Genomic DNA, 13,520 nt, shown 5'->3' on the forward strand with positions numbered 1-13,520 from the left:
ATGTGTTCAACGTGCGGTTGCAGCGACGATGCGGGAACCCGGATTTCACGAATCGATCTGGATACGAGCATTGGCTCAGAAGCGGGCGGACTTCCCCACCTGCACGACCATGAGCACCTGCACAACCATGAGCATCACGATCACGAGCATCACGAGCATCACGAGCATCACGACCACGCGGCCGAAAGCACGACGATCTCACTCGAGCAGAGCCTCCTGGCACGCAACGATCTCGAGGCGGCGCGGAATCGGGGATGGCTCGAGGGGCGGAAGATCTTCGCACTCAACCTCATGAGCTCTCCGGGGGCCGGGAAGACGACCCTCTTGGTCCGCACCATTAACGAGATGGCCGGGCACTTCGAGAGTTTCGTGATCGAGGGCGATCAGGAAACCACATTTGACGCGGAACGGATCAGGGCCACCGGCAGCACCGTCGTGCAGGTCAACACCGGAGCTGGGTGCCACTTGGACGCATCGATGGTCCACCGTGCGCTCGATTCGCTCGACCCATCGCCCCGCTCCACCGTCTTCATCGAGAACGTGGGGAACCTCGTGTGCCCGGCGCTTTTCGATCTCGGGGAGGCCGCGAAGGTTGTGATTGTGTCCGTGACGGAAGGAGACGACAAGCCCGAGAAATACCCGCACATGTTCCTTGCCGCAGACCTGCTGATCGTCAACAAGGCCGATCTGCTGCCCTACGTTGAGTTCGACGTCGAACGGTTCCTTGAGCGGGCCCGGCGCCTGAATCCCCACGTCGAAGCCATAGTGGTGTCAGCTACGACAGGCGAAGGCCTGACGAGCTGGTTCGACTGGCTGACGCAGAAATCCGGCGCGTCTGGAGAAAACGCAGCCGCCGGGATTCCCGAGCACAGCGTCCACGCCTGAAGACGAGCGGAATTTCCACACAGGATTCCCTCGGCGGGCGGCCATGGCCCTTTGGTGGGCTCTAAGGAGGCAGTGATGCCTACTAGCACTTCCACCGCGGCGGAAGATGCACTCATTCACGTTCTATGGATCAATGCGGGCCTGAGCTGCGACGGCGATTCGGTGGCCCTCACAGCCGCCATGCAGCCTTCGGTCGAGGAGATTGCGCTCGGGGCATTGCCTGGCCTCCCGCAGGTGGCGGTGCACTGGCCGCTCATCGATTTCGAATGCGGCCCTCAGCAGGGGGCGGATGATTTCCTCGAATGGTTCCGCAAGGCAGATCGCGGTGAACTCGAGCCGTTCGTCCTCGTGGTCGAGGGATCTATACCCAACGAGAAACTCCACGGCGACGGCTACTGGAGTGGGTTCGGAAACGACCTGGAAACCGGCCAGCCGATCACGACGAGCGAGTGGCTGGATCGGCTCGCCCCGAAGGCGACCGCAATCATTGCCGCCGGAACCTGTGCGACCTACGGGGGAATCCACGCCATGGCAGGGAACCCGACCGGTGCGATGGGGGTTCCCGACTATCTGGGCTTCGATTGGAAGTCAAAGGCCGGAATTCCGATTGTCTGCGTCCCGGGCTGCCCCATTCAGCCGGATAACCTCTCCGAGACGATCACGTATCTGCTCTATCAGGCCACCGGCCAAGCGCCGATGATCCCCTTGGACGAAGCGCTTCGCCCCACCTGGCTCTTCGGCAAGACGGTCCATGAGGGGTGCGACCGGGCCGGCTACTACGAGCAGGCAGATTTTGCGACCGAGTACGGCTCGCCCAAGTGCATCGTCAAACTCGGCTGCTGGGGGCCGGTCGTCAAATGCAACGTGCCCAAGCGCGGTTGGATGAATGGAATCGGCGGGTGCCCCAACGTCGGCGGCATCTGCATCGGCTGCACCATGCCGGGATTCCCCGACAAGTTCATGCCCTTCATGGATGAGCCGCCGGGCGGAAAGCTCTCCACGACGGCAGTGGGCCTCTACGGAACCACGGTGAAGGCGCTGCGTTCCATCACCACCCGCACTGTCGACAAGGAACCCTCGTGGCGCAAGCCGGGAGGCCAACTGCTGACCGGCGCTACGAGGACTTGGTAACCCACTGAGAGAGGCAGAGCAATGACTTCGACTGTCCCCGCGCCCTCACAGCAAGGGACCAAAGGCAATCTCGTAGAGATGAACTGGGACCCCATCACCCGCATTGTGGGGAGCCTCGGCATCTACACGAAGATCGATTTCGACAACAACGAAGTGGTGGAATGCCACAGCACCTCGTCCATCTTCCGCGGATATTCCATCTTCATGCGTGGAAAGGACCCAAGGGACGCCCATTTCATCACGAGCCGCATCTGCGGAATCTGCGGCGACAACCACGCGACCTGTTCCTGCTATGCGCAGAACATGGCGTATGGGGTGAAGCCCCCGCACCTCGGAGAGTGGATCGTCAACCTCGGTGAAGCCGCCGAGTACATGTTCGACCACAACATCTTCCAGGAGAACCTTGTCGGCGTGGACTACTGCGAGAAGATGGTCTCGGACACCAATCCCTCGGTCCTCGCGAAGGCGGAGAACACTCCGGCGCCGCATGCGGGCGAGCACGGCTACCGCACGATCGCCGACATCATGCGTTCGCTCAACCCCTTCACGGGCGAGTTCTACCGCGAGGCCTTGCAGGTCAGCCGCCTGACGCGCGAGATGTTCTGCCTCATGGAGGGCCGCCACGTCCACCCCTCGACCCTGTATCCCGGAGGCGTCGGGACGGTCGCGACAGTTCAGCTCATGACCGACTACCTGACGCGGCTCATGCGGTATGTGGAGTTCATGAAGAAGGTCGTGCCGATGCACGACGACCTCTTCGACTTCTTCTACGAAGCACTCCCCGGCTACGAGCAGGTTGGCCTCCGCCGGACGCTCCTGGGCTGCTGGGGTTCCTTCCAGGACCCGGAGGTGTGCAACTTCGCGTACCGGGACATGACGGAGTGGGGGCGGCACATGTTCGTGACGCCCGGCGTCGTCGTCGACGGTCAGCTCGTCACCACGGATCTTGTGCGGATCAACCTCGGCCTGCGGATCATGCTCGGCTCCTCGTACTACGAGGACTGGGAGGGCCAGGAGATGTTCGTGACACATGATCCGCTCGGCAACCCTGTGGATCGGCGCCATCCGTGGAACCAGCACACGAACCCGAGGCCGCAGAAGCGAGACCTCGAGGACAAGTACAGCTGGGTCATGTCCCCACGCTGGTTCGACGGGCAGGACAACCTCGCGCTCGACACCGGGGGAGGCCCGCTCGCAAGGCTCTGGAGCACGGCACTCGCGGGCCTCGTCAATACGGACTACATCAAGTCGACGGGACGCAGCGTCGAGATCCATCTGCCGAAGACCGCCCTCAAGGGGCCCGTGACGTTCGAATGGAAGATCCCGCAGTGGAGCAACACGCTCGAGCGGAACCGAGCTCGCACGTACTTCCAGGCCTACGCTGCGGCGGCTGCGCTGACGTTCGCAGAGAAGGCGCTCGCCGAGATCCGGGCGGGGCACACCAAGACCTGGGAGAAGTTCGAGGTGCCGGACGAGGCAGTCAGCTGCGGCTTCACGGAGGCCGTCCGTGGCGTGCTCTCGCACCACATGGTGATCCGGGACGGAAAGATCGCGAACTACCATCCCTACCCGCCGACCCCGTGGAACGCGAGCCCTCGGGACTCGTCCGGGACGCCGGGACCGTACGAGGACGCGGTCCAAGGGCAGCCGATCTTCGAGGAGAACGACAGGGAGCACTTCAAGGGCATCGACATCATGCGCACGGTCCGCAGCTTCGATCCGTGCCTTCCCTGCGGTGTGCACATGTACTTGGGGCAGGGGAAGTCGCTCGAACTCGTCCATTCGCCGACCCAGGCTATGGGAGGCGAGTAGGCGGCGATGGAGATGGTCGAGCACACCGATGGCCTTCAGGCGGGGCAGGACGACCGCCTCCAAGGCGTTGGCGAGACGATCAGCTCCCTTCTGGATTCGCTTTCCGCCTCGGGCCCCGTGGTCCACGAACGCGCCGAGGCGCTGGTCCGCGAGGTCACGGCGCTCTACGGTGCAGGCCTCGAACACCTTCTCGGGATCCTCGAGAGCACGGGCAAGCTCGACGACGCGCTGGTCGCCGAGCTTGCCCGGGACGAGCTAGTCTCCGGCCTCCTCGTGGTGCACGGCCTCCATCCGCAGAACGTGGGAGCCCGCGTGGCCGGGGCGCTCGAGAGCGTGCGCCCATATCTCGGCTCCCATGGGGGCGACGTCGAGCTCGTGGGGATCGAGGACGACGGCGCGGTGAGACTGCGGATGCTCGGCACCTGCCAGGGGTGCCCGTCGTCGTCGGTGACCCTCAAACTCGCCGTGGAAAGCGCCATTACGGCGGCCGCTCCCGAAGTGACCTCGATTCTTGTCGAGGAAGCCAAGAAGCCTTCCGTGATTCCCGTGGAAGCCCTCAGGCTGAGGATCGACCATCCAGACGGGAGCGTCGCCGAAGCGGGCGCGGGCGCGTGGGAAGCCGTTCCCGAGTTCGCGGAGCTGCAGCCGGGCGAAGTGGGCGGCTTCGAGGTGCAGGGGCACTCGCTCATCGTCTGTAGGACCAATCAAGGCCTCTACGCCTTCCGAGCCCGGTGCCCGCGCTGCACCGGTGATCTCACGGGCGCGTCGCTCCAGCGCGCTCTCGCCTCGCCCGCTGACGGGGCCCTGCTGCGCTGCCCGGCCTGCCGCAGCCATTACGACGTGCGGCAGGCCGGACTCTGCGTCGAAGACCACGAGCTCCATCTGGATCCCTTCCCCCTGCTAGTGCGCAAGGGCGTGCTCTCCATCGCCCTGCCAGCCGGAGCCGGGCCGAAGGAGCCAGCCGGTAGCGGTCGAGAGGAGATGGTGTAGCAGTGCCGGCGAGCGGGGCAGGCTCGGACGTGTTCTCGGTCCTGCGGAGGATCTCGACAGCGAGGCCCGTAGCGGCAGGCCCGCGCTGCGAGATGTGCTCCGAGCCGATCGACGACGGGCACCCGCACGTCGTCGATCTCGAGAGCCGGGGCCTCCTGTGCACGTGCCGCCCGTGCTACCTCCTCTTCACCGATGAATCGGCCGCGCTGCGTTACCGGGCCATCCCCGATCGGTACGCAACCCTCGACGAGGTCGAGCTGGGTCAAGGCGCCTGGGATGAGCTTGAGATCCCGATCGGCATGGCGTTCTTCTTCTTCAATTCACGCCTGGGCCGCACCGTGGTGTTCTACCCCGGGCCGGCGGGGGCCACAGAGTCCGAGCTGCCCCTCGGCGCGTGGGAGACCCTCGTGGAGCAGCACCCGAGCCTCGGCTCGGCCGCCGCGGATACGGAGGCCGTCCTGATCCGCATGGAGCCGGACGCAGGGGCCGTGGAGTGCTACATCGTGCCCATCGACGCGTGCTACGAGCTCGTAGGGCGCCTGCGGTCCTCGTGGCGCGGCTTCGACGGCGGGAGTGACGCCCGGGCCGAGCTCGATGCCTTCTTCGGGAAGGTGCGGCGGCTGAGCCGACCCGTGCGGACGGAGCGACAGCATGGCTGACGTGTCCTTCGAGGTCCTGGACATCCTCCCCGAACGCTTCTCCACAGTGCCGCAGCTCGTCGCGCGGCTGCGCATCACCGAGTCGACGGGGACGCCGATCCACGCGATGGCGCTGCGCTGCCAAGTGCGGATCGAGGCGCAGCGGCGGAAGTACGACGACGACGAGGTGCCCGGGCTGCTCGACCTCTTCGGCTCGCGCATGCGCTGGAGCTCGACGCTCAAGCCGTTCCTCTGGCTCAACGCGAGCACGATGGTCCAAGGATTTAGCGAGAGCACCGAGACCGACCTCGTCATCCCCTGCACCTACGACTTCGACGTGACGGCCTCGAAGTACCTCCACGCCCTCCGCGAGGGTGCCGTTCCGCTCGCGCTGCTGTTCTCCGGGACGATCTTCGAAGCAGGCGGGACAGGCTTCCGAGTCGAACAGGTCCCGTGGGACCGCGAGGCCGCGTACCAGATGCCGGTGGCCGTCTGGCGCGAGCTCATGGAGACCCACTACCCGAACGCGGGATGGCTCCGCCTCCACCACGAGACGCTCCGCGCCCTCGCCCACTACAAGGCAGCGAAGGCACTGCCGACGTGGGAGGCGGCCATCGAGGCGCTCCTGGCACGCGCCGAGGAGGAGGTCAAGTGAACACGAACCTCAGTCTGGCCCGCGCCATCGCGGATGCCGTTCTGTACGAGGGCTACCTCCTCTACCCCTATCGGGCCTCCTCCCAGAAGAACCGCACCCGGTGGCAGTTCGGGATCCTGGGGCCGTCTGGCGCGTCCGAGGCCGGGCTCGGCGAGGACGCGCGAATGTCCGCGGAGTGCCTCCTGCGCACGACGGCGGGCACGCGGCTCGAGGTGCACGTGCGGTTCCTGCAGCTGCAGTCCCGGACGGTGGAGAGGCTCGACGAGGGCCGCTACACCTCTGTCGAGGAGCTCACCGCGGGCGCGGAGCGGTGGCTGAGCTGGGACGAGGCGACCGAGCGCGAGCTCAGTTTCGGGCCCTTCGAGACGGGTGAGCTCGCCGCGGGACACACGGTCACCATCGAGGTCGACGGCGGCGAGGACATCGAGCCGCTGACGGCGGGAGGCCGCGCCATCGGACGCCTTGTGCGCCGCCGTCGCCCGCTGTGCGCAGAGCTCTCGATCACCACCTCGCCGACGGCAGAGCCCGAGCTGCTCCGCCTGAGCACAGAGCTGCGGAACACGGCTTTGGGCGCCCAGGGGGACAAGCACGACGCCGAAGCCTCCTCATTCCTCGGCACGCACCTCCTGCTGCACGCCACCGACGGTGACTTTGTCTCGCTCGTCGACCCGCCGTCGTCGGCCGCCGAGGCTGCCGCAGCCTGCACGCAGCACCGATGCTGGCCCGTCCTCGCGGGCCCCGAAGGGCAGGCCGACGTCGTCCTCGTCTCACCGATCATCCTCGAGGACCACCCAGCGGTGGCGCCCGAGAGCTCGGTTGCCCTCTTCGACGCGACCGAGATCGACGAGATCCTCACGCTGCGCGTCCTCACGCTCACGGAGGAGGAGAAGGCCGAGGCGCGGGCGACCGATCCGAGGGCCGCTGCGATCATCGACGCGTGCGAGGCCCTGACGCCGGAGCAGCTCGGGGGCCTCCACGGGGCGCTTCGGGCTGGATCAGATGGAGTTGTATCAGCCGGCGTTGTCCCCGACGGGGTTGTACCAGCCGGGGTTGTACCAGCCGGGGACGACGTTCCCTGGTGGGACCCAGAGGCGGACGCGAGCGTGAACCCGGGGGAGGACAGCATCAACATCGGGGGAGTGGCTGTCTCGCGGGGAAGCCGGGTGCGCGTCGTTCCGCGGAGGCGCTCGGACGCCCAGGACTTCTTCTACGAGGGGCAGTGCGGCCAGGTCATGGGCGTGCACTTCGACGTAGACGGGAGCGCGTACGTCTCGCTCGTGCTCGAAGACGATCCGGCTGCGGACCTGCACGAATGGTATGGACGCTACCTCTACTTCTCCCCGGATGAGCTCGAGCCGTTGGGGCCCGAGCAAGGCGAACCGCGAAAGGACTGAATCCCATGAAGACCGTAGGCGTCATGACCACCGTTCTGGGAGCGCTCGCGGGGGTCGCGCTGCTTGTCGTCGGCGTGCGGTCGATCCCCGACATCATGCGCTACCTCAAGATCAGGCAGCTGTGAACGACGTCCTCGTCGCGGGAATCGGCAACATCTTCCTGGGGGACGACGGGTTCGGGAGCGAGGTCGCCCGGGCCCTTTCAGCGAAGCCGCTCGGGGAAGGGGTACGGGTCGTGGACTACGGCATCCGCGGGCTGCACCTCACGTTCGACCTCTTGGACGGCGTCGACTGCCTCATCATGGTCGACGCCGTACCGCCCCGCGCGGGGGAACCTCCCGGCTCATTGCGCCTCCTCGAGGTCCGAGCAGACGACCTCGAGACAGCTTCCGCCGTGCCGGACGCCCACGGCATGGAGCCGCTCGCCGCGCTGCGGCACCTCGTGCAGCTCGGCGGAGACCTGCCGCTGACATTCCTGGTCGGGTGTGCTGCGGCGAGCGTCGAGGAGGGGATCGGCCTGTCGGAGCCTGTCGCGCAGTGCGTCCCGGGAGCGGTCGACGCCGTGCGCAGGCTCGTCGCTGAGAATCTCGGCGCCCAGAAGAGATTGGCCTGAACAGATCGGCCTGAGGAGGGCATCCCTATGTGCCTCGGAATTCCGGGAAGAGTCGTCGAAGTCCTCGAGGGCTACGGCGGCCAGCTCGCGCTCGTCGATGTCTCGGGCGTGCAGCGGAAGATCAACATCGGCCTTCTCGACTCGCCGCCCCAGCCTTCGGAATGGGTCATCATCCACATGGGCTTCGCGCTCGAGCAGGTCGACGAGGCGACCGCACATGAGGCGTTCGTCGGCCTGCAGATCCTCGGCCGCCCGGCCGAGGCCGAGTAGTGCCCGCGAGGCTAGTGATCCAGCGCGATCGCCGCGCCGCGATGGTCGAGGCCGCTGTTGGCGATCTCGAGGTGCCGCGCGGTGAAGTGGCGCAGCTGGGCGAGCTGCGCCGTCGTCAGTCTGTCGCACACCCAGTCCCAGTGGAGGGACACGACGTCGCCCACAGTGAGGTCGGAGACGAAGGCCGTGCCTGCGACGGCGTACTTCGCCGTCTCGACCACGTCCGGCCCGACGGCCAGGACCGAGCCGTCCCATGCGAGGGTCCGCGACCGCACAACCACTTCGTCGCCGGTCACGGCCAGGACCTCGCCCCAGCGGATGCTGCAGCGGTCCAGGACCTCGAGCGCCGTCGTCGAACGCCGATCATCCTGAAGAAGGCCCAGCCACGGGTAGATCTCGAAGACATGGAAGCTGTGGTGCGGGACGCCGCCCGCCAGGACGCCCTCGATCAGATGCGGGAATTGGAGCCCGGTCCTGGCCCGGAACCTCTCCTCCATCGAATTCCCGATGTTCGTCACGCCCACCCGGTCCAGGAGGCGGTTTCCGACCCAGTACGCCTCGACCACCCGGTGGTCGAGGGGATCGCGGATGCCGGTCGCGGTGGCGATGAGCTCGAGATAGGGCCAAGCGCCCGCAAACCCCTTGGCGAGCTCGCGCAGGCCACTGTCCGTCACGCCCGACTGCCCGTACTGCAGGAGGGCGTCGCTGTCCGGAGGCCCGCAGCTCCCACGGGCATTGGGCGGATAGGCGTAGCGGACGAAAAGCTGGGCCCCGTCGATCATGGTGCCAACCTCGTTCCAACGAGGGATTTGTATCGACAAGCTAGCACCGCCTCCATGGGCGGACAAGGATTCGACGATCCATTGACAGCCCCCGGGGCCGGACGGATGCTGGGGGCACTCTCGGCACCGCAAGACTCAGTGGATTCCTTTGACGGGCGGAGGTCAGCCAAATGACGAGCTTCCCTGAGATGTCGCGACGCTCGCTCATCAAGGGCATTCTCGTCGGCGGCTCAGCGGCGGTGCTGGTCGGCTGCGGGGACACGGGGACAACCTCGGGTAGTTCGCCATCGGCCTCGGGGGAAGCGGGCGGAGGATCTGGCCCGATCACCATCAAGGACCAGCGCGGCAAGACGCTCACCTTCGAGCGGCCCGTCACGAGCGTCGTCACGATCCCTATGCCGGCGGCCTCGCTCCTCGTCGCTGTCGACGAGAGCGCGGCGCACCTCTCCGCGATGCACAGCGCCTCGTGGACGGCCATGCGCACGGGCATCATGGGCACGATGTTCCCCAACGCCCTCAAGGTTCCCCACGACATCGCCGCCCAGGACTTCACCCCGAACGTGGAGAGCATCCGCGCACTCAACCCCGACGTCGTCATCCAGTGGAGCGACGCGCAGCTCACCGCACCGCTCGAGGACGCAGGGCTGAAGGTCGTCGGGTTCAACAACACGGGGAGCGAACAGGACGTCGAGGCCTGGACCGCCCTCTTCGCCCAGATGCTCGGCAAGCCCCAGAGGGCCGCGCAGCTTCAGGCCCGCAGCAACGACGAACTCCACCAAGTCCAGTCGCTCGCCAAGGGCCGCACCGCGGGCCCGCGTGTCCTCTACTTCAACCGATTTGTCGGCGGCCTCAAAGTAGCGGCCGCAGGCACCTACAACGACTTCTACATCCGCCTGGTCGGCGCCCAGAACGCCGCGGTCGGGCCACACGGCGCGGGTGCTGCGGGACTCGTCGGGGTCGACGTCGAGCAGGTCCTGGGGTGGGATCCCGAGATCATCCTGCTCGGCAACTTCGACGCCGCCCTCCCGAAGGACGTCTACGCGAACTCCGTCTGGCAGAGCGTATCCGCGGTCCGGAACCGGAGGGTCTACAAGGTCCCGCTCGGCGGCTATCGGTGGGACCCGCCCGGCCAGGAGTCTCCGCTCATGTGGCACTGGCTCTCGGACGTCAGCTACCCCCAGCCGCACTCCGACCTCAGGGCGAAGATGGTCGACTACTACCGATTGCTCTATTCCTACGAACCAACAGCGGCGCAGATGGACGGCATCCTCTGGCGCGATGCGAATGCGTCCTCGGCCGACTACGCGCAGTTCCTCACGACCTGAGCCGCCGATGCTGCCCAAGACGAGCCGATCGCAGCGCGAACCCCTTCTCGCGACAGACGCCGTTCGCATCGAACGTCGCCCAGTACGCGCGGCCCCCGCCGTCGTCGTCGGCGCCGTCCTCCTGTTCGTCGTCGCGGTCGCAGCGCTCGCCGTCGGCCGCTACACCGTCTCGATGTCCGACGTCCTGCGGATCCTGTTCCCGTTCGCCGCCCCCGGAAGCGACGATGTCTCCGACGCCGCGCGCAGCGTCGTGCTGCTCGTGAGGCTGCCGCGGATCCTGCTCGCGCTGCTCGTGGGCGGGGGCCTCTCCATCGGCGGCGCCGCCCTGCAGGCCACTTTCCGCAACCCCCTCGTCAGTCCCGAGATCATCGGCGTCTCTTCCGGTGCGTCGTTCGGCGGCGCACTCGCTCTCCTGCTCGGGGCGGGTGCGGCCGTGCTCGTGGGCTCGTCGTTCGTCTTCGGGATCATCGCGCTCGTCCTGCTCTTCGCGATCACGGCCGGGCGGGAGGGCGCCCCGCTGCTCATGGTGGTCCTGGGAGGCGTGGTCACGGGCTCCTTCTTCTCCGCGCTCGTAGCCCTGATCACGTACATCGCGGACCCGTACACGACGCTCCCGGCGATCGTCTTCTGGCTTCTGGGGAGCGTCGCCTCGGCGACTTACGCCAAGGTGCTCGTTGCCCTCATCCCGGTGCTCCTCGGAACGGCGACGCTCCTTGCGGTGCGGTGGCGGATCAACATCCTCTCGCTAGGCGACGAGGACGCCAAGGCGCTGGGAATCCGGCCCTCGCCCCTGCGCTGGACGGTGCTCGTCGCGGTGGCACTGATCGTCGCCGGTGCGGTAGCGGTGAGCGGAGCCGTCAGCTGGGTGGGCCTGGTCGTGCCGCACCTCGCTCGCATGTGGGTCGGCCCGGACCATCGCGTGCTGCTGCCCGTCTCCTTCCTCATGGGCGCGGCCTACATCATCGTGGTCGACACCCTCGCGCGAACCCTGACCCCCGGGGAGATTCCCCTCGGCGTCCTGACCGCCCTCATCGGGGCGCCCGCGTTCTTCGTCCTCCTCAGGCGCAACCGTACGAGGATCTGGGACGATGCCTAGTCGCGGTGAGACGATGCTGAGCTTCGCCGCGGTGGGGTGCCGCTACTCGCGGGCCCGGTGGGTCTTCCGGAATGCGAGCTTCAGCATCGCGGCGGGCAGCACGATGGCCATTCTCGGGCCCAACGGGAGTGGCAAGACAACCCTCATCCGCTGCGCCGCCGGTCTCCTGTCCCCGCGGGAAGGCTCCGTCACGCGTAACGCCCCGCCCGGCTATGTGCCCCAGTCCCATGGGAGCGCGTTCGCGTACACGGCGTTCGACATGGTGCTCATGGGACGAGCCCAGGGCAAGGGGTGGTTCCAGCAGCCCAACTCGTCCGATCGGGCGGCGGCCGGCGCCGCGATGGAACGTGTCGGGATCTCCGGACTCGCCGACAGGCTACTTCCCACACTGAGCGGAGGGGAGCGGCAGCTCGTCCTCATCGCCCGCGCGATGGCCACGGGTTCCCCTCTTCTCATCCTCGACGAGCCGTCCACAGGGCTCGACCTCAAGAATCAGGCCCGTGTCCTGGGCCTCCTCCGGGACCTCAGGCAGGCGGGAATGTCCCTCCTGCTGAGCACGCACCATCCCGACCACGCGAGGGCAGTCGCCGACCAAGTCGCGATTGTCCAGAACGGCGGCGTGGAGTGTGGGAGCGCGCCCGAGATGCTCACGGAGTCTCGGCTTTCCGCCCTGTACGGCGTGCCGGTCTCCGCCGTCGACTATCTCGATGCTGCCGGCCGTCCCGTCCAGACGATCGTCACTGGGCTCGGCGAACCCACGAACCCGGTCGTGCACCGGCCTGTCGGGGGAGGCGGGTGACCGTGCCGGCGTCGCGGACCGCTCGGGAAGGCCTCCCTCGGGCTCGGCGCCTCGCCGAGGGCGAATGGGCTTCGATCGTTGCGATGGCGGGCGTGGTGCTGGGCCTGCATCTGATCGGCTGGGGTGCGCTGCTCTGGATCACGGCGGGGCAGAACCTTCCCTCGGGCTCCGTCAGTGTCTTCGGCGTCGGGCTGGGGGCCTCGGCCTACGTCCTCGGCGTCCGGCACGCGTTCGACGCCGACCACATCGCCGCGATCGACAACACCACCCGGAGGCTCATGCACGGTGGTGCGCGGCCCGTCTCGGTCGGGTTCTGGTTCTCCTTGGGTCATTCGAGCATCGTGTTCGGGCTGTGCGCCCTGCTCGCCTCGGGCGTCCGGGTCTTCCTGCAGCAGACAGGGGCGGACGGTTCGGGCGTGCATCAACTGCTCGCCCTCGTCGGAGCCGGGATCTCGGGACTGTTCCTGTGGATCATCGGCATCCTCAACCTGATCGTCCTGATCCGAATGGGCGCCGTGCTCCTCCACATGCGCCGTGGCGGGAAGGAGGAGGCGGCCCTCGAGCAGCTGCTCGGCCAGCGCGGCCTCATGAACCGGTTCTTCGGGCGTGCGGCGAAGGTGGCCAGGCCCTGGCAGATGTACTTCGTGGGGCTCTTGTTCGGGCTCGGCTTCGACACGGCGACCGAGGTGGGTCTCCTGGTTCTGGCCGGCGGGGCCGCGGCCTTTGCCCTGCCTTGGTACGCCATCCTGACCCTGCCCGTGCTCTTCGCCGCGGGAATGAGCCTCTTCGATTCCCTCGACGGGTGCTTCATGAACTTCGCGTACGGCTGGGCTCTCGCCCGTCCCGCCCGAAAGGTCTTCTACAACCTCCTCGTCACGGCCCTCTCGGTGGCCGTGGCTCTGGGAGTCGGCACCGTCGAGCTAGCCTCCGTCCTCGATGCGAGGGCAGGGATCACGGACGGACCGCTTGCGGCGATCGGTCGGATCGACCTCGCTACGGCCGGCTATGCCGTCACGGGCCTGTTCCTCTTCACGTGGGCCGTTGCGATCAGCATTTGGAAGTTCGCCCGGATCGAGGAACGGGAGGGCGCCCCGCGCAAGGGCGGGCGAGACAGGCTCGCGAGGTGATGC

15 protein-coding genes are annotated in these 13,520 nt (G+C 67.2%); 14 read left to right on the forward strand and 1 reads right to left on the reverse strand.

Annotation, left to right across the window (positions count from 1 at the left end; genetic code table 11):
* The 10 genes from hypB to L0M17_RS01060 all read left to right on the forward strand — a co-directional run bounded on the left by hypB (position 1) and on the right by L0M17_RS01060 (position 8,388).
* Positions 1-885 (forward strand): hydrogenase nickel incorporation protein HypB, encoded by an 885-nt coding sequence (hypB, locus tag L0M17_RS01020; protein ID WP_241050416.1) that lies wholly within the window; start codon positions 1-3, stop codon positions 883-885.
* Between the two features lie 75 nt (positions 886-960).
* The gene (locus L0M17_RS01025; protein WP_241050418.1) at positions 961-2,016 is read left to right on the forward strand and encodes an NADH-quinone oxidoreductase subunit B family protein; all 1,056 of its coding nucleotides are present in this window, start codon (positions 961-963) and stop codon (positions 2,014-2,016) included.
* 21 nt (positions 2,017-2,037) lie between these two features.
* Positions 2,038-3,828 carry a nickel-dependent hydrogenase large subunit gene (locus L0M17_RS01030; RefSeq protein WP_241050420.1) on the forward strand — a complete coding sequence of 597 codons (1,791 nt, stop codon included), beginning with the start codon at positions 2,038-2,040 and terminating at the stop codon, positions 3,826-3,828.
* Between the two features lie 6 nt (positions 3,829-3,834).
* Entirely contained in the window at positions 3,835-4,818 is a 984-nt protein-coding gene (locus tag L0M17_RS01035) for a NifU family protein (protein WP_241050422.1), read from the forward strand.
* A 2-nt stretch (positions 4,819-4,820) separates the two neighbouring features.
* Positions 4,821-5,477, forward strand: coding sequence for a DUF5947 family protein (locus tag L0M17_RS01040; protein WP_241050424.1), 657 nt, complete (start codon positions 4,821-4,823; stop codon positions 5,475-5,477).
* Positions 5,470-6,111, forward strand: coding sequence for a DUF6084 family protein (locus L0M17_RS01045; protein ID WP_241050426.1), 642 nt, complete (start codon positions 5,470-5,472; stop codon positions 6,109-6,111). The genes L0M17_RS01040 and L0M17_RS01045 overlap by 8 nt, the downstream gene beginning before the upstream one ends.
* On the forward strand, positions 6,108-7,505 hold the full coding sequence (locus L0M17_RS01050; RefSeq protein WP_241050428.1) for a hypothetical protein: 1,398 nt from the start codon (positions 6,108-6,110) through the stop codon (positions 7,503-7,505). Before L0M17_RS01045 ends, L0M17_RS01050 begins: the two co-directional genes overlap by 4 nt.
* A 5-nt stretch (positions 7,506-7,510) precedes the next feature.
* Positions 7,511-7,630 carry a DUF6893 family small protein gene (locus tag L0M17_RS22845; RefSeq protein WP_372497976.1) on the forward strand — a complete coding sequence of 40 codons (120 nt, stop codon included), beginning with the start codon at positions 7,511-7,513 and terminating at the stop codon, positions 7,628-7,630.
* Complete coding sequence (locus L0M17_RS01055) at positions 7,627-8,118, forward strand: hydrogenase maturation protease (RefSeq protein WP_241050430.1); 492 nt, start codon at positions 7,627-7,629, stop codon at positions 8,116-8,118. The genes L0M17_RS22845 and L0M17_RS01055 overlap by 4 nt, the downstream gene beginning before the upstream one ends.
* Positions 8,119-8,145: 27 nt before the next feature.
* Complete coding sequence (locus L0M17_RS01060; protein WP_241050432.1) at positions 8,146-8,388, forward strand: HypC/HybG/HupF family hydrogenase formation chaperone; 243 nt, start codon at positions 8,146-8,148, stop codon at positions 8,386-8,388.
* A gap of 11 nt (positions 8,389-8,399) precedes the next feature.
* On the opposite strand, the gene L0M17_RS01065 is transcribed toward L0M17_RS01060, so the two are convergent.
* Positions 8,400-9,170 (reverse strand): DUF6390 family protein, encoded by a 771-nt coding sequence (locus L0M17_RS01065; protein ID WP_241050434.1) that lies wholly within the window; start codon positions 9,168-9,170, stop codon positions 8,400-8,402.
* A 170-nt stretch (positions 9,171-9,340) separates the two neighbouring features.
* On the opposite strand from L0M17_RS01065, the gene L0M17_RS01070 reads away from it, so the two are divergent.
* Genes L0M17_RS01070 through nicT form a run of 4 tightly spaced genes read left to right on the forward strand, consistent with a single transcriptional unit; the run spans position 9,341 to position 13,517 of the window.
* Complete coding sequence (locus L0M17_RS01070; RefSeq protein WP_241050437.1) at positions 9,341-10,495, forward strand: ABC transporter substrate-binding protein; 1,155 nt, start codon at positions 9,341-9,343, stop codon at positions 10,493-10,495.
* Between the two features lie 7 nt (positions 10,496-10,502).
* The gene (locus tag L0M17_RS01075) at positions 10,503-11,591 is read left to right on the forward strand and encodes a FecCD family ABC transporter permease (protein WP_241050439.1); all 1,089 of its coding nucleotides are present in this window, start codon (positions 10,503-10,505) and stop codon (positions 11,589-11,591) included.
* Positions 11,584-12,390: an ABC transporter ATP-binding protein gene (locus L0M17_RS01080; protein WP_241050441.1), complete on the forward strand. Its 807-nt coding sequence runs from the start codon at positions 11,584-11,586 to the stop codon at positions 12,388-12,390. The genes L0M17_RS01075 and L0M17_RS01080 overlap by 8 nt, the downstream gene beginning before the upstream one ends.
* 2 nt (positions 12,391-12,392) lie before the next feature.
* On the forward strand, positions 12,393-13,517 hold the full coding sequence (gene nicT, locus L0M17_RS01085; protein ID WP_241050443.1) for a Nickel transporter NicT: 1,125 nt from the start codon (positions 12,393-12,395) through the stop codon (positions 13,515-13,517).
* Positions 13,518-13,520: the final 3 nt, after the last annotated feature.

Origin of the sequence: Sinomonas terrae (assembly GCF_022539255.1) — a bacterium.
GTDB classification, from domain to species: Bacteria; Actinomycetota; Actinomycetes; order Actinomycetales; family Micrococcaceae; genus Sinomonas; species Sinomonas terrae.